Origin of the sequence: Prosthecobacter sp. (assembly GCF_044222565.1) — a bacterium.
Classification (GTDB): domain Bacteria; phylum Verrucomicrobiota; class Verrucomicrobiia; order Verrucomicrobiales; family Verrucomicrobiaceae; genus Prosthecobacter.
In genome coordinates this window covers 335,951-351,802 of record NZ_JBGANA010000006.1, presented here as the reverse complement: position 1 = coordinate 351,802, position 15,852 = coordinate 335,951, and the positions used below count along the sequence as shown (strand labels likewise).

The window sequence follows — 15,852 nt, the reverse complement described above, 5'->3', positions numbered from 1 at the left end:
AGCAATGAGCGGCGGAATGACGCGACAGGTTGATTTCTGTGACAGACTCGCCTAACTCCGCGCCCCATGAATGAAAGTTTGAAGATTTTAAGCGGCTCAGCCCACCCGACTCTGGCGCAGTCGATCGCCAAGAACCTGAACATCGCGCTGTGCGCCGCCGAGCTGACCACTTTCCCAGACGGCGAGACTTTTGTGCAGATCCATGAGAACATCCGCGGGGGGGACGTCTTTATTGTGCAGCCGACCTGCCCGCCGACGAATCAAAACCTGATGGAGCTGCTGATCATGGTGGATGCCGTGCGCCGTGCGAGCGCCGCCCGCATCACCGCAGTGCTGCCCTTTTTTGGCTACGCACGGCAGGACCGCAAGGACCGGCCGCGGGTGCCGATCACCGCGAAGCTCGTGGCGAACCTGCTGGTGGCGGCCGGGGTAAACCGGGTGCTGACCGTGGACCTGCACGCCGGACAGATTCAGGGGTTCTTTGACATTCCCGTGGACCATTTGTACGCGGCCCCCGTTTTGATGAAGACGATCCGTGAGCGAGAGATCAAGGACCTGGTGGTGGTGTCTCCGGACGTGGGCGGCATCAAAATGACGCATGCCTTTGCGAAGGCGCTGGGTGCGCCGATGGCAATTGTGGCGAAAAATCGTGTGAGCGCGGAGGAAGTGGAGGCGCACAGCGTGATCGGGGACGTGGCTGGAAAAAATGTTTTGCTGGTGGATGACCTGACCGAAACCGCTGGGACGCTGACGGCGGCGGCCGACCTGCTGCTGAAGCACGGAGCAAAGACGATCTATGCGGGAGTCTCCCACGCGGTGCTGGGGGAAAAAGGACGGAATCGGATCGCCAAATCACCGATTGTCGAGCTTCTGGCGACGAATTCCACCCCCCAGGCGACGGGGGATAAAGTGACTGCTTTGGACATTTCTCCCCTGCTGGCGCAGGCCATCGCCCGCATTCACGGGAATGAGTCTGTCACATCCCTGTTTGACACGAGGGGTTAGGCGTGTATTCTCCGCGCCCTTTTTCCAAAACTTAATCTCCTCACTGAGGAACCCCGACCATGGCTAAAATTCTCGATCTCCAGGCAGAAGTCCGCACCCAATCCGGTACCGGCGCCGTCAAACGCATGCGCAAGGCAGGCAACATTCCAGCCGCCCTCTATGGTCGCAAAGTGAAGCCATCCAGCATCCAGGTGCATGGCAAGACTTTCTCGAAGCTCCTCGAAGGCAGCGCCTCGGACAACATTCTGGTCTCTCTGAAGATCGCTGGTGAAGAGCAGCTGGCGCTCGTCCAGGAAGTGCAGCACGACTATCTGCGCGGCGGCATCCTGCACATCGATTTCCACGCTGTGGCAGCCGATGAAGAAATTCATGCCAACGTGCCGGTGATCACCGTGGGTGAAGCCAAGGGCCAGAAGCATGGCGGCATGGTGGAAGCCATCCACCACGAAATCGAAGTGCGCTGCCTGCCGAAGGACCTGCCTGAGAGCATCCAGATCGACGTTTCTGCACTTGAGCTGGGCCAGGGCATCCACGTCAGCGAAATCACATTCCCCGCAGGTGTCACCTGCCGCCTGGGTGGCGATGTGGTGATCGTGATGTGCGAAGAGCCCAAAGTGGAGGCCGAACCCGAGCCTGCCGCTGCAGCCGCCGCCGCTCCTGCCGCAGGCGCCAAACCCGCCGCCGCTGCTCCTGCCGCCGCCGCTGGTGCCAAGCCTGCCGCCGGTGCCGCTGCTGCGAAGCCAGCCGCCAAGAAGTAATCACCCCCGCACCTATTCCACGATGTGGCTTCTGGCGCGGACACAAAGAGCAGCGGCGTGAGTGCGCCGCGCCTCATTGTCGGCCTCGGCAATCCCGGCGAAAACTACCGAGACACACGCCACAACATCGGATTTATGGTGCTGGACGAAATCGCAAGACGAATGGGAGCCGCTTTTCGAGAGGAAAAGCGGTGGACCGGTCTGGTGGCAAAATTTGCCGGCGGATATCTGCTGAAGCCGCTGACGTTTATGAACGAAAGCGGTCGCTCCGTGCAAGCAGTGGGGCATTTCTACAAGACCACGCCGGAGCAGACGCTGGTGGTTTACGACGACGTGGATCTGACGCTGGGCCGTCTGCGTTTCCGCACCAATGGCTCAGCCGCCGGACACAACGGCATTCGCTCGCTGATTGCAACGTTTGGCACGCAGGAGTTTCCACGCCTGAAAGTGGGCATCTCGCCAGAGGGTGGACGGCCTGCCGGAGAACGCATGGTAGGCCATGTGCTCGGAAAATTTCGCGCCGAAGAGCAGACTGAACTGCAGATCGTGATCCAGCGAGCTGCAGATGCGGTGCTTTCCGCAGTTGATCGCGGCCTGGAAGCGGCCATGAATGTCTTCAACCGACAACCCGAATCTTAATTAACCCCCGAAAATACACACCTATGAACCGCAAATACGAGGCACTCATCGTGCTCGACACCAAAGGCAAAGAAGAAACCGTTGAATCCCTGGTCAGCACGATCAGCAAGGACATGGAAAAGGCCGGTCTGAAGCTTGAGCAGATCGACAACATGGGCAAACGCAAGTTCCCCTTTAACCCACGTCACGTGGAAGGCGGCCACTTCATCAACATCCAGTTCAATGGCGAGCCTGCCGCTCTGGACAGCCTGCGCTCGAAGCTGAAGCTGAACGAAAACGTGTACCAGCAGTATTACCTGAAGCGCAGCGCGTAGTCTGACGCGTCGGTGTTTTTTCATCACCCCGGTTTCGTGCGAGAGCGCGGACCGGGGTTTTGCGTTTTTTTGGGTGGGGGAGACGGTGGCTAAGCCCTTGGTGAGAGAAGGCACGAGTGCCCGACAATCTGAAGAGCGTGCCAGCTTCACTGGCGGCGTGAAATCGATTGATCTAGCCCGCAATTCATTGCGGTTTTGGTGCAAAAACTATCTCGATTCCTTTCTGCGAGGGCGGATGATGGAGCCGAGAACACCTCCGACGAGCGTGCCCATGATCACAAGAAGGACCCAAACCTGCACCATTCCGGCATCGTTACGGAACATCAGGGTGATTACAAACAACCCAAATGGGATCAGACACCCACATCCGAATGAGCCACGTACACAGCCTGCCAAGGGAGTGCGCTGCCTCGGCTCTTGTGCGGTAGCGACAGACGACTGCGGTGGTTGATAAGGATTGTGTTCCTCACTCATTGCTGAACAGGATGGTCCCGCTCAAGTTCACTTGAGGAGATGCGAACTGGGCTGTTTTGCTGTCGGAGTGACAGCACCTCTTTTCTCAAGCATCCAGCCCAAAAGCCGTATGCACCACGCGGGCGGCGTTTTCGACTTCGGCTTCTTCGACGATGACGGCGGTCTTGATCTCGCTGGTGGAGATCATCTGGATGTTGATCTTTGCGTCTGCGAGGGCCTTGAACATCTTGGCGGCGACGCCGCTGTGGCTGCGCATGCCGATGCCGACGACGCTGACCTTGGCGATGCTGCCCTGGGTGCGAAGCTGGGCTTTCTCACCGAGGGTGGGGAGGACGGCCTTGAGGGCGGTCTCGGCCTTGGCGAGGTCTGCGCCGCTGAGGGTGAAGGAGATGTCGGTGATACCGTCGAAACTGACGTTTTGCACGATCATGTCGATCGTGATGTTGGCGGAGGCGATGGCGCCGAAGATGGCGGCGCTGATGCCGGGGCGGTCGGCGACGTCGTCGATGGTGACCTTGGCCTGATTGCGCTCGAGGCTGACGCCGCGGACGACGACAGATTCCATGCCGGGGGATTCTTCTTTCACGATGGTACCGGGGTTGTTGTTCATGCTGTTGCGCACTTCAAAGCGCACACCAAATTTGTTGGCAAACTCGACGCTGCGGCTCTGCATCACCTTGGAGCCGGAGGAGGCCATTTCGAGCATCTCTTCGTAACTGATCTCGGGGATTTTTTGCGCGGTCTTCACAACGCGCGGGTCGCAGGTGTACACGCCGTCCACATCGGTGTAGATCTGGCAGAGGTCTGCCTTGATGGCGGCGGCCATGGCGATGGCGGTGAGGTCGCTGCCGCCGCGGCCGAGGGTGGTGATTTCGCCGCTGGCGGTTTCGCCCTGGAAGCCGGCGAGCATGACGATGTTGCCTTCATCGAGCATCTTTTTCACCGCGTCCGGGGTGATATTGACGATGCGGGCTTTCGTGTGCACGCGGTCGGTGGAGATGCCTGCCTGAGCGCCAGTAAGGGAGACGGCCTTGCCACCGAGGGCATTGATGGCCATGGCGGTAAGGGCGATGGTGGTCTGCTCTCCGGTGGCGAGGAGGACGTCCATTTCCCGCTCGATGGGCTCACGCTCAGGGGAAACTTCCTTGGCAAGGCGGATCAGATTGTCCGTGACGCCCGACATGGCGGAGACGACGGCGACGACTTGGTTGCCTGCGCGCTGGGTTTCCAGAATGCGGCGTGCGCAATTGCGGATTCGCTCGGGATTGCCGACGGAGGTGCCGCCGTATTTCTGGACGATGAGGGCCATGCTGGGGTTGGGGGAAAAGGGCGCGGAAAATGGCATGGTGGCGCGGGTGCGCAAGGGGGATTTGGGGAGCAGGGAGGGGAGTTGGCAGTTGTTTGCTGTTGTTGGCGATGGTTTGCGGTTGTTTCCAGAGGGGCTGAGGGCGATTAAGCGCCGAGGACCCGCTGTTGTTCCGTGGCGGTCAATTCGCGCCACTTGCCGGGTTTGAGGGCTAGATCGGGGAGATTGAGGCCGCCGATGCTGACGCGGACGAGGCGGAGGGTGGGGTGGCCCACAGCGGCGGTCATGCGCCGGACCTGGCGGTTTTTGCCTTCGGTGAGGGTGAGGGCCAGCCAGGAGGTGGGAATATTTTTTCGGAAGCGGACAGGGGGATCGCGCGGGGGATAGACAGGCTCGGGGTCAAGGCGCTGAGCTTTGCAGGGAAGGGAGCGGAAGTCTTTGAGGTCAATGCCGGAACGGAGCTTTTTCAGGGCTTCTTCGGTGATGGTGCCATCGACCTGAGCGTGATAGGTGCGGGGGTGGGCGTGGCGGGGATTGAGGAGGCGGTCGTTCCAACGGGCTTCATCGCTGAGAAGCAGGAGGCCTTCGGAATCGCGGTCAAGGCGGCCGATGGCGTAAACGTCCGGAGGGAAGCCGAACTCGGCGAGGGTGCGGTGAGAAGGATGCTCCTGGGTGAACTGGGAGAGGACGTCGAAGGGCTTGTGAAATGCGATGAGCATGCGGGCCATTACTTGTCCGAATAAGACGCGAGCTTTTTCAAAAGGTCCTCGCGCTGGGTTTCGTAGCTGCTGCGTTTGGGTTTGTCGGAAGCGCCCGAGGCGGCTTTGGAAATCATGGCGAAGAGCGAAATGATTCCAATAAGGGCAAACCCGCCGCCAAAAAGAGGAAAAATAGCGGGGGCGCCCATGTTCGAGGAGGAGACGGCAAAAAACACGCCAAAGGACGTGAACATGAGAAGGATGATAACGCCGATGCAGCCTCCCGCGAGTCCGGCTCCAGGCGCCACTTTTGTGACATGGGACTCGGCGAGCGCCTGCGCATTCTCGCGGTCGAGGCGCTCGATCTCATTTTGAATGGTGAGGACTTCGAGGCTGTCGGCCATTTTGCCGGTGTTCTCGGCAATTTTGGCGACTTCCTCGGTGAAGATCGAGCTATCGGTGCGCTTCACCTCCAGGCTGCTGTGGCAGAACTGGCAGGTGACGAAGCGAGTCTTATCGGCGACTTGCAAAGGAGCCCCGCAGTGGTTGCAGCGAACGGAGAGCGTATCCATATCGCGAGGCTAGCGAGAGCGGCGGAGATATTCAAGGGTGGTTCCAAAACGAGATGCATGTTCTAATGCAGCTCAACGTGAGGGGAGAGGTGCCTTCGGGGTGGCGGAGACGGGTGCGCTGAGACGCTGTTGGAGGTATTCGGGATCGTTGCCTCGAAGCATGGCACTCTCCAAGGCCAGGCGCTTTTGCTCAAACTCGTCCTCGGTCATTCGGCGGGGGATGTAGAGCGGAGGATCCAGCACGAGAGTGATGGTGGAGAAGGGCAGGGGCAGCATGAATTTGTCCCAGGTTTTGAAATGCAGCGCGTGGCTGTAGTGCATGTGGGCGGGGATGATGGGCACGCCGGTGAGCTGGGCCAGCTTGATGATGCCGGGCTGCACTCGATAAACAGGGCCGCGGGGGCCGTCTGGGGTGATGCCGATCTCGTGGCCTTTGCGCGCTTTTTCCGCGAGGGTGATCAGGGCGCTCATGCCTTTCTCGGGCTTTGAACTGGAACCGCGAGCGGCCTCGATGCCGAAGCTTGCACACAAATCCGCAATGATCTGGCCATCGCCGCTGGGGCTGGTGAGAATGGTGCCGTCGATGTTGGGAAACCATTCCTGGTGGGTCCAGGGGAAGAGGAACATGCGGTTGTGCCAGAAGCCCCAGATGCAGCCGAGCCGGTTGGCATCGAAGACGCCGGCATCATCACGTATTTTCCAGCGCACGGTTGAGGCGATGGCACGCATGAACCATGCGAGGATTTTACCGGCGGATTTGATGCGGATTTTGGCCATGAGCGAATGATTCACGCATGGCGGTGTTCTGAAGCGTGGTCAAGGCGAGGGATGCAGTGCCGAGGCACGAAAAAGGCGGGAGATGCCTCCCGCCTGCGGTGATTTCAGGTCATGGATTCAGCCTAGCTTTTTCGCAGCGTCATGACGCCGAGAGTGCACAGACCGAGGGCGAAGGCCCCGATGCCGACAGGAAAGAGCGCGGCGTCATCCGTGGATCCTCCGACGATGACGGCGCTGTCGTGAGGATTGTCAGGGAGGTAGCGGACCTGGATCTGCGGATTGGTGACGGTTGTTTCGTTAGTATGGGAAGAGAAGAAGGAGGAAGACACCTTGTAGCTTTTCTTCACCGGAGTGCTGGCCCCCTGGGGTGTGAAGACGGCATCAAAAGTGTAGCTGCGGGAGCGCTTGCCGCTGCGGCGTGATTCACCGTCTCCAAGAAGACCCTCCACGGTGATGCCGTCTTTTTCCAGCCTTGCGAGGCGCTCCTTTTCCTGATGACCGTTATAAGCAAGGAAGGGACCGGCAAGGATGCCGATGGCGGCAACGATTTTGATTTTGGTAGGCGTTTCCATGTGTTTTGTGGAATTACGCCGCCGTTTTATCTAAAGGAGGTACAGGGGTCAATACGAATAATACCGGACCGATAAGTTAGATAGACTTAACCAATTCGATGACGGAGCGGCCTTCTTCACGACGGAAATCCACCCGGTCAAAAATCTCGCTGATGACGTGGAGACCAAGGCCGCCGATCCGCTTCTCGATGGTAGGGGGCGTGAGAAGTTTTTGGAAGTCCTCGTTGGTGATGCCAACGCCATAGTGCTCGATGAAAATGTGAACCGAAACCGGATCTGATGTGATGCGGCAGGTGGCGGGGCGCTCGGTGCTGGAGGAGCAGTAGGCGTATTTGCAGATGTTGCTCATGACCTCATCGCAGCCAAGGATGAGGAGTCCGGTGATCTCGTCGCTGAGCCCGTGATAGGCGGACCAAGACTCGATGAACTCGCGCACAAGACGCAGCGTGTCCGGATGACAGGTGAGGGCTATCTCGGCGGCGGGGGCGGTGGAATGGTCCGAAATCATCAGCACGGTGGCATCGTCCTGGTAAGTCGCGCCCCTGGCGAAGGCCCGCCACTGGGTGACGAGATGGTTGAGGAAACCCTCACCTGTGTGCTGCATGACCGCAGAGAGGGACTTGTCCTCGAAATATTCTCCCGAACTGTTTTGGACTTCGAGAATGCCATCGGTGTAGAGCATCCACTGGCGTCCGGTGCTGAAGGGGAGCGCCGCCTGCTCGTAGCGCGCGGCACACGAGATGCCGAGGGGGGCATTGCCGGGTGCTGCGACCTCTTTCCAAGTGGTGCCGTCGTACACCTGCGCGGCGGGAAGACCGGCGCAGCAGAGCCACACGCGGCGCGTTTTTGGGCAGACGAGCATGGCATTGATGGCAATGAAGCGGCCTGCCTTCATGACGCCGCAGAGGCGTTTGTTGAGCGTGGCCATCCATTCGGCGAGATTCATGGAGACGCACAAATGCGCGGTGGAGGCGATGAGCGTGGTGCCGCGCGCCATGTCGAGCGCAGCGGGCAAGCCCTTGCCGCAGACATCGCCGACACCGAGGAGGATTTTTCCATCGTCGATCTGGTGCCAGAAATAAAAGTCGCCACCGACCTCACTGGCGGGCTCGTAAAAGGTGTCCACTGCCACATTGCCAAGAGTCACCTGCGACGCGGGAAGGAAGGAGTTTTGAATTTCCGTGGCGAGGGAGAGCTGCTGACGGTTTTCAGCCTCCAAAATAGCCTTCTTTTGTGATTCAAGGCGCATCAGAGTCACGGCAATGAGGCTGCCAAAGGTCTCAAACAGCTCCACATCCTGTGGGGTGAAGGCTGCACCGTGGTTGGGATTGATGGCCTGCATCACGCCCAGGCAGCGATCCCCATCGAGCAGGGGGATTGTGACCATGGCGCGAGTGACGAGATCTGACTTATCAGAGGCGGGCCGGAAATGGCGGGGATCACTGAGTGCATCCTCAATATTGACGGCCTTTTTGGTAAAGTACACATCACCGGCAATGCCCTTGCCTTTGGGCACGCGGACCTCCATCGCATTGATGGGATCGAGGGTGGACCGGATGAGGAGGTCTTCGCTGGGGCCCTCAGGAAGGAGGATGGAGCAGACTTCACAGTCCATCACCTCACGTGATTGCTGCAGGATGTGATCGACGAGTTCGACCAGATCGTGGGTGCTGCTGAGACGGCGTGCGACTTCGAGCAGAATATTCTGACGGGAGGTGATGGGCTGGGAATTACTCACGGCGTTTGAAGATTTCGAGAATGCCTTTCTTCTTTTCTTCGGGTGGGGCGCTTTCGGGGGGCGTCGGAGTGGGGGCAGAGGGTTTGGAAGTCGATTCGAGTTCTTTGATACGCACGGGGTAGGGCGTACGGTTATTGCGCAAATGCTCGATGATCTGCTCCTTGGTGGGGACGTCGTTGGGCTTGTTGCCAAAGATGAGGCGGCTGGGCTTGCCGGCGAGGGTGCCGGTGATGTACTCGCCCCAGACGATGAGGGCATTCATCTCTTCGGCGAGGGTGTTGATTTTGCGCATGGTGGAGTCTAGATGCTTTTCAAGACCGGGACCGGAGGCACTCTCGCCGCCTGCCAGAATGCGGTGAAGATCGGTGGTGATTTCCTCGATGCGCGCTTTCAAGCCGGGCTTGCCGTCGGGGGTGCCGGCAATGGTGAGATTGAGCTCTTTGGAAAAGCTTTCGAGGTTGGCGAAAATGGCGTCGGCACGATTGGCGAGGCCTTTGTCCGCGGCACCTTTGGGACCTTTGATGAGTTCCTGGATGCCGGATGCGGAGTCTTCAAGCTTGTCGGCGACGGCATTGAGCTTCTGACCAAAGCCGGGTGTTTTGCCATCTCCTGTGAATGTGGTTTTCAGCTCCTGAGTGAAGGCTTCGATGTTGGCGAGAGAGTCGGTGATTTTTCTGGAAGCATCTCCCTCGCCGAGAGGGGAGGTGATTTTTTTGAGGTCGGCGGTGATATCGCGGATGTTGGCAAAGATGGCGTCGCCGCCGGGCAGCATCATTTCGAGAAGGCTGCCGAGGCTGGTGGAGGTGAGCTTTGCGCCATCGGCCAGCAGGCCTTCCTCATCGTCCACGCGAATGAGGGCAATGTGTTTTTCCCCCAGCATGGAGGCGGCGCTAATGATGACCTTCAACCGTGCAGGAATGGGGGCGGGGGAAAAGACATGGACATGCACACGAACGGTGCTGCTCTCGATGATGCGGTCCGCCGGGGCGAGGTGCTCGATGCGATCAACCATGCCGATTCTGTCGCCAGCGAAGAGCACGTCCGTATTGCGGTGAATGCCGGTGACGTCCGCGAAGTCCACGGAGAAGCGCAGATGGGGTTTGTGCCAGGGATTGCCAGCTACGGCGAATATCAGAGCCCCGAGCAGCATGAGGGAGCAAAGGATGACGAGAGTCGCCACGGTGGCATCTTGCTTGTTTTTCATGACTGTGGGGATGATGGAGTGTCAGCGAGGCCGAGCAGCGTTTCGCGGTAAAGCATTTCGCCAGAGTCATCGCCGCCATCTCCCTGGGGATCGCCATTGATGAACTGCTGAACGGCGGGATTGGCACTGGCGCGGATTTCAGCGGGTGTCCCAGAGGCGATAACTTTGCCCTGATGGTGGCCGGTGCCGAGCATGATGATGCGGGTGCCGATGCGGAAGACGCTGTTCATGTCGTGGGTGACGACGACCACGGTGGCGCCGATCTGGCGCGTGAGGCGCTGCGTGAGCTCATCGACAACAGCGGTCATGATGGGATCGAGGCCGGCGGTGGGTTCATCGCTGAAGATGAGCGGGGGATCGAGAGCCATGGCGCGTGCGAGAGCTGCGCGCTTTTTCATGCCGCCGCTGATCTCGGAGGGCTTTTTGTGGCCGTGGCCCGTGAGGCCGACCTGCTCAAGCTTCATTTTGACGACAGTATCGATTATTCCGGTCTCGAGCGCGGTGTGTTCGGTCAAGGGGAGCGCGACGTTTTCCGCGATGGTGAGAGATTGAAGCAGCGCGCCGGACTGAAAGAGCATGCCGTAGCGGCCGCGGAGCCTGCGCAGGGCATCCGCATTCATGGTGGTGATCTCCTCGCCGAAGATCTTGATGCTGCCGGAGGTGGGTTTTTCGGTGCCGATGAGATGGCGAAGAAGGGTGCTCTTGCCACAGCCGCTGCCACCCATGATGATGAAGGTGTCTCCGGGATAGACTTTGAAGCTGACGCCATTGAGGACCTTCTGCCGACCAAAATGACGCACGAGGGAATCGACCTCGATGATCGGTTCGCCAGCGGCTGAATCTGGAGAGGCAGATGACATCAAAAGAAAAAGAGTGCTGTGAGGAGGGCGTTGGCGATGAAGACGCAGAGCAGGGAGGTGACAACGGAGCGGGTGGTGGCGAGGCCGACGCCTTCGGCACCGCCAGATACGTTCAACCCAATGCTGCAGGCGATGGTGACGATGAGCATGCCGAAGACGCCGCTTTTCAACATGCTGATGCCGATGTCCCGCAGAGAAACATAGTGCAGGGCATGATTGACGAAGAAGGCGGTGGACATGTGGAGCGAGAAATGGCCGATGAGCCAGCCGCCTGCCAGGCCGACATAGATGCTGAAGACGGTAAGCAGCGGCAGCATGATGACCATGGCGAGAAAGCGCGGCACGATGAGCCAGGACATGGGGGGAATGGCCATGACTTCGAGCGCCTCGATCTCCTCCGAGACCTTCATCGTGCCTAGCTCCGCCGTGACGGCAGAGCCGCTGCGCCCGATGACGATGACAGCAGTGACGAGCGGTGCGAGCTCGCGAATGAGGCTGGAGGAAACGAGGCCTGGCACGTACACCTCAGCGCCGAGCTTGGCGAGCTGTGCAGCAGACTGCATGGCCAGAACGACGCCGATGGTGAGAGCGGTGAGTGCCGACATCGGGACGGCGTGCACCCCAATGCGGACAATTTGAGCAAAGATATGCGCCATGCGCCAGCCACGGCCGCGAAACGGAGCGATGAAGAGCCAGTAGAGCAAATTTCCGCACAGCTCGAAGTATTGGCGGAATGCTTCGGTCATCGGCGGAGGGTGGCGTTGCTAGCGTTTGCTGGTGAGATCGGTGGAGTTCAAGGCTGCGTCCACCGATGGCAGATGGGTGATGAAGTCGCCCAGGCGCACGATTTTGAAGGAAGCCTCCACGCGCCCCTGGATGCCAGTGAGCGCAAATTCCGTGCCCGCGCCGCTTGCGTGCTGAAAGTATTCCACCACAACGGCCCAGACGGGGGTGTTGACGAAGGTCACCTTGGAGAAGTCGATGATGAGGCGTTTCACGCCGGCCTTCATCTGCTCGCGCACGACTTTTTGAAATTCGGGCACCGTGGCAAGATCCGCCTCGCCCTCGAGCTGGATCACAACGGCATTGGGATGGGTCAAAACGGTAGGTTTCATGAAGATCGATCAGAGCCAGCCGGTTTGATTGAGACGGCCGGTGAGTTCCATCTGCCGTTCGAGCTGTGCAGCATAGAGCGTGGCATTTTCCGCATTCGGCTTGCAGCGGGTGGATTCGTCGAGAGTAACGAGCCTGGCGCAGAGCTGCTCGTAGCTGACGCGTTCAGTGCCGCCTTGGTTGGCGTGAGCATAGGCGGCTTGGATGGCGCCGCCAAGAGCTGCGCCCTCACTGGTGCTGAGAGTGACGACTTCAGCATTGAAGCAGTCCGCGGCGATCTGACGCCAGACACTGCTCTTGCTGCCGCCGCCGGTGAGGCGGATTTCGGTGGGGTTCATGCCGAGATCCCGGAATCGTTTCAGGCCGTAGGCGAGGCCGAGGGTAGCACCTTCGACGGCAGCGCGGGCGATGTTGGCGGGAGCCATGTTGGTGGGACGCAGGCCGTGGATGACGCCGGTGCCATTGGGGAGATTCGGAGTGCGCTCCCCATTGAGGTAAGGCAGGAACATGACGCCGTCTGCACCTGCGGGCGCGGTTTTCACGGCGGCTTCAAGCTGACGGAGATCCCAGCGGAACATCTCGCGCACCTGCTCGGTGACGACGGTGACGTTCATGGTGCAGACGAGAGGCAGCCACTGGTCGGTGCTGTCACAGAAGGCGGCTACTTCGCCCTGGCCATCCACAACAGGAGAACCTGCCACGCCGTAGAGAGTGCCACTGGTGCCAAAGCTGGCGGTGACGACGCCGGGCTTGATATTGCCGGTGCCGATGGCGCCCATCATGTTATCACCACCGCCGGCGCTGATGATGACATCGAAGTTCAGCCCCCATTTTACAGCGAGGTCTTTGCGAATGGTGCCGTGTACGGATTTGGAGGAGCCGAGTGGCGGAAGCATGGAGCGCACGCTGGGATCAATGAAGTCACAGATTTCATAGGCCCATTGGCGGGTGTTTACATTGAGGATGCCCATGCCGGAGGCGTCTCCGTACTCCATGCGCTTCACGCCGCTGAGCCAGAAATTGATGTAGTCGTGCGGGAGCAGGATGGTCTTGGTTTTGGCGAAGTTCTCAAGCTCGTTCTGCTTCATCCAAAGCAGCTTTGGAATGGTGTAGCCGGGAAGCATGGCATTGCCGGCGGTGGCGATGACGCCCTGCTGGCCGCCGAAGTGATGGGCGATCTCCGCACACTGCGCTTGGGTGGAAGTATCGCACCAAAGCTTGGCCGCACGGACAGGCTTGTCGTCCGCGCCGAGGGCCACAAGGCCGTGCTGCTGACCGCTGACGCCGATGCCGGCGATCTTGACCTTGTCCTTGCCGATTTGCTCAAGGCACTGCTGCACGGATGAGTCCACCGCATCAAGCCACGACTGCGGATCCTGCTCGAGGTGGCCGGGCGGCAGGCCATCGATCAATTCGTAAGAGCTGTGGCCAGAGGCAATGATTTTGCCTGAGTCGAGGTCGAGGACGATGGCCTTGGTACTCTGAGTGCCGCTGTCGATGCCGAGGAAATACATGGGGAGTCTGAGGTTGGTGTCGGCGAAAGGATTACGGTGGGAAGGGAGGGGAGGTCAAGGAGTCAAGACGTCAAGAATCGGTCATGATTCAGGTGAAATCAGACAAAGGGATCGCTTTTGGGCCGGTCGAAGAGCGGAATGACGGAGTCCTTGGTGAGGGCGAGGAGCGTGAAGATGCCGAGCAGGGTGCCCAATGGCATGTGCAGGCAGTTTAATCCGGCTATAACCATGCAGAAGGTGCGGTGTACGCGTCGCTGAAGGAATCGGCCGGAAACCAGATTGAAGATGCCAGAGATTACCAGCAAGCCTCCGAAGATGAGGTAGAACCAAACGAAGAATTTGAGGAACTCCTGGGGATTGAAGGGGGGCGGCGATTTCGAATGCTCCCATAGCTGAGCATTGCCGAAGAACATGTTCATCATCGAGTAATGGAAGAACAGAAAAGCGATGCCCACGATGGAAAGGCCGCCATTGACATAGTGGCAGATCGCAAGGGTGCGCAGGTGTTCGGCGTCTTTGCTGGGAATGGGCGGTGGTTGCATGGCAGATGCGCGTGGTGTTCGGACAAATCAATCCTTCGACTGGATGTTGCCTGATTTGCGGATGGCGCGCAGGAGACGCCAGCCTAGGAAAAGGGAAACCACATAACCCAGGGCGCCAAAGATGGACACGCCGTAGAACAAAGGGGCAGCCTGACGGCTCCACAGCTCTGTGGAGCCGAGAAAAATGGCTGCGGTAAGAATACCGAGCACGAGGCGATTGATGATGGGATCGAGGTGTCGGTGGTCGAGATGTACAGTGAATGAGCCATCCCGAAAGCGGGCCAGCATGTCGGTGAGGTCACGAGGAAGCGCGGTAAACAGGCGGTCCCACACGCGAAAGGTGCGGCGGGCACGCCTGGCGATGCGTCCGGGAGAGAAGCGGCGCATGATAAGCCGGGAGCAATATGGCTTCATCAGCTCTGCCAGGCTCACGTCAGGACTGAAGCGACGCGAGGTGCCTTCCAGAACGATGAGCGTTTTCAGCAGCATGGCCAGCGCGGGGGGCAGGACGATGTGATGGCTGCGGATGATCTCGACAAGACTGCTCAAAGCTGCGCCTACGTGGATGTCACTGAGGGGATGGCCGGTGTAATCCGCCATGAACTCCTGGAGATCGGCCCGCAGTTTTTCGCGTTCGCAGTCCGGTGGCACATGGCCGAGCCGAAGAACCTGCTCGGCCACGAGTTCGGAATCGTTTTCGACCACGGCAAAGAGCAGTGCTTCGACCTCATCGCGCAGATCTTCTTCTATCCGGCCAACCATGCCGCAGTCGATGACGCCCACGATGTTGCCAGGCAGCAGCATGAGATTTCCAGGATGTGGATCGGCGTGGTAGAAGCCGTCGCGGAAAACCATTTCGAGGTACATGTTGGCACCGCGCCTGGCAAACTCGCCCAGGTCTTCTCCGGACTGTTTCAGCATTTCGATGTCTGTTCCGATGATGCCCTCCAGACGCTCCATGGTGACGACCTGGTGTGAACACAGGGTGCTGAAAACCTCGGGGATGCAGACGGTGGGCTCATCGGCGAAGCTGCGGGCAAACTCCTCGAGGTTCTGGCGTTCGTAGGTGAGATCCAGCTCTCGAAGGAGTGTGCGGCGGAACTGGCGCACGACGGCGAGAGGCTGGTAGGCGCGTAAAGCGGGCGAGTGCTTTTCTAGAAGCTCCGCGAGCGCCTGCACGATTTCGACATCCGTGGCGGCCTGCTCTGCCACACCGGAGCGGCGCACTTTGACAACGACGCTCTGGCCGGAATGGAGCTGTGCCCCATGAACCTGCGCGACGGAGGCGGCGGCGAGTGGCGTTTCATCAAAAGAGGCAAAGAGCTGCTCGATGGGAAGGCCGAGTTCCTTTTCAATCGTGGCCCGGGCCACCGTGGAGGGATCCGGTGGCACATTCGACTGCAGCTGGGAAAGTTCTTCAGTGAGTTCCGCGCCGAGCAGGTCGGCGCGGGTGCTGAGCATCTGGCCGAGCTTGATTGAGGTGGTGCCCAGCTCCGTAAGGGCCATGCGCACGCGGGCGGCCTGGGTGACGCCCAGAGTCAGGGACTGACCGTCGGCGCTTTTCAGACGGTCCTGCAGCCAGGAGTATTTGAAGCCACCGAACAAATCGGCGAGGCCATACTTGCCAAGCACCGCAGCGATTTCCGCAATGCGTTTGGCATATCGTTCGAGGCGGGCCAGAGCGTCGATCTTCATTCGGGTGCAACCTCCGCACGAAAAAGGCTTCTGACAATGCGGAATGCACACTCTTGGCTGGCAGACCGGGC

The 15,852-nt window shown here is 59.5% G+C and carries 17 protein-coding genes; 4 read left to right on the top strand and 13 right to left on the bottom strand.

The features are described from left to right. The first annotated feature begins 66 nt into the window (after window positions 1–66). The 4 genes from ACILSR_RS11585 to rpsF are packed head-to-tail and all read left to right on the top strand — an operon-like array spanning window position 67 to window position 2,716. Window positions 67–1,005 (top strand): ribose-phosphate diphosphokinase, encoded by a 939-nt coding sequence (locus ACILSR_RS11585; RefSeq protein ID WP_395749930.1) that lies wholly within the window; start codon window positions 67–69, stop codon window positions 1,003–1,005. Window positions 1,006–1,064: 59 nt separating this feature from the next. Next, window positions 1,065–1,763, top strand: a complete 699-nt coding sequence (locus tag ACILSR_RS11580; protein ID WP_395749929.1) for a 50S ribosomal protein L25 — start codon at window positions 1,065–1,067, stop codon at window positions 1,761–1,763. Between the two features lie 57 nt (window positions 1,764–1,820). Beyond that, window positions 1,821–2,402 carry an aminoacyl-tRNA hydrolase gene (pth, locus tag ACILSR_RS11575; RefSeq protein ID WP_395749928.1) on the top strand — a complete coding sequence of 194 codons (582 nt, stop codon included), beginning with the start codon at window positions 1,821–1,823 and terminating at the stop codon, window positions 2,400–2,402. Between the two features lie 23 nt (window positions 2,403–2,425). Next, complete coding sequence (gene rpsF, locus ACILSR_RS11570; protein ID WP_395749927.1) at window positions 2,426–2,716, top strand: 30S ribosomal protein S6; 291 nt, start codon at window positions 2,426–2,428, stop codon at window positions 2,714–2,716. A 559-nt stretch (window positions 2,717–3,275) separates the two neighbouring features. On the opposite strand, the gene ACILSR_RS11565 is transcribed toward rpsF, so the two are convergent. The 13 genes from ACILSR_RS11565 to ACILSR_RS11505 all read right to left on the bottom strand — a co-directional run bounded on the left by ACILSR_RS11565 (window position 3,276) and on the right by ACILSR_RS11505 (window position 15,781). Continuing rightward, window positions 3,276–4,499 carry an aspartate kinase gene (locus ACILSR_RS11565; RefSeq protein ID WP_395749926.1) on the bottom strand — a complete coding sequence of 408 codons (1,224 nt, stop codon included), beginning with the start codon at window positions 4,497–4,499 and terminating at the stop codon, window positions 3,276–3,278. A gap of 143 nt (window positions 4,500–4,642) precedes the next feature. Continuing rightward, window positions 4,643–5,215, bottom strand: coding sequence for a pseudouridine synthase (locus ACILSR_RS11560; RefSeq protein WP_395749925.1), 573 nt, complete (start codon window positions 5,213–5,215; stop codon window positions 4,643–4,645). A gap of 8 nt (window positions 5,216–5,223) precedes the next feature. Further along, window positions 5,224–5,766, bottom strand: coding sequence for a hypothetical protein (locus ACILSR_RS11555; protein ID WP_395749924.1), 543 nt, complete (start codon window positions 5,764–5,766; stop codon window positions 5,224–5,226). A 72-nt stretch (window positions 5,767–5,838) separates the two neighbouring features. Further along, the gene (locus ACILSR_RS11550) at window positions 5,839–6,543 is read right to left on the bottom strand and encodes a lysophospholipid acyltransferase family protein (RefSeq protein WP_395749923.1); all 705 of its coding nucleotides are present in this window, start codon (window positions 6,541–6,543) and stop codon (window positions 5,839–5,841) included. A 122-nt stretch (window positions 6,544–6,665) separates the two neighbouring features. Beyond that, on the bottom strand, window positions 6,666–7,115 hold the full coding sequence (locus ACILSR_RS11545; protein ID WP_395749922.1) for a DUF3592 domain-containing protein: 450 nt from the start codon (window positions 7,113–7,115) through the stop codon (window positions 6,666–6,668). Window positions 7,116–7,191: 76 nt separating this feature from the next. Continuing rightward, on the bottom strand, window positions 7,192–8,853 hold the full coding sequence (locus tag ACILSR_RS11540; RefSeq protein ID WP_395749921.1) for a SpoIIE family protein phosphatase: 1,662 nt from the start codon (window positions 8,851–8,853) through the stop codon (window positions 7,192–7,194). After that, window positions 8,846–10,057, bottom strand: a complete 1,212-nt coding sequence (locus ACILSR_RS11535; RefSeq protein WP_395749920.1) for an MlaD family protein — start codon at window positions 10,055–10,057, stop codon at window positions 8,846–8,848. Before ACILSR_RS11535 ends, ACILSR_RS11540 begins: the two co-directional genes overlap by 8 nt. After that, window positions 10,054–10,917, bottom strand: coding sequence for an ABC transporter ATP-binding protein (locus ACILSR_RS11530; protein ID WP_395749919.1), 864 nt, complete (start codon window positions 10,915–10,917; stop codon window positions 10,054–10,056). Before ACILSR_RS11530 ends, ACILSR_RS11535 begins: the two co-directional genes overlap by 4 nt. Further along, the gene (locus ACILSR_RS11525) at window positions 10,917–11,663 is read right to left on the bottom strand and encodes an MlaE family ABC transporter permease (RefSeq protein ID WP_395749918.1); all 747 of its coding nucleotides are present in this window, start codon (window positions 11,661–11,663) and stop codon (window positions 10,917–10,919) included. The genes ACILSR_RS11530 and ACILSR_RS11525 overlap by 1 nt, the downstream gene beginning before the upstream one ends. An 18-nt stretch (window positions 11,664–11,681) precedes the next feature. After that, the gene (locus ACILSR_RS11520; protein ID WP_395749917.1) at window positions 11,682–12,032 is read right to left on the bottom strand and encodes an STAS domain-containing protein; all 351 of its coding nucleotides are present in this window, start codon (window positions 12,030–12,032) and stop codon (window positions 11,682–11,684) included. Window positions 12,033–12,041: 9 nt separating this feature from the next. Beyond that, a complete protein-coding gene (gene xylB, locus ACILSR_RS11515) occupies window positions 12,042–13,544 on the bottom strand; it encodes a xylulokinase (protein ID WP_395749916.1) in 1,503 nt (500 codons plus the stop codon). Window positions 13,545–13,642: 98 nt separating this feature from the next. Next, window positions 13,643–14,086, bottom strand: coding sequence for a hypothetical protein (locus ACILSR_RS11510; protein WP_395749915.1), 444 nt, complete (start codon window positions 14,084–14,086; stop codon window positions 13,643–13,645). A 27-nt stretch (window positions 14,087–14,113) separates the two neighbouring features. Continuing rightward, window positions 14,114–15,781, bottom strand: a complete 1,668-nt coding sequence (locus tag ACILSR_RS11505; RefSeq protein ID WP_395749914.1) for an ABC1 kinase family protein — start codon at window positions 15,779–15,781, stop codon at window positions 14,114–14,116. Between the last annotated feature and the right edge of the window lie 71 nt (window positions 15,782–15,852).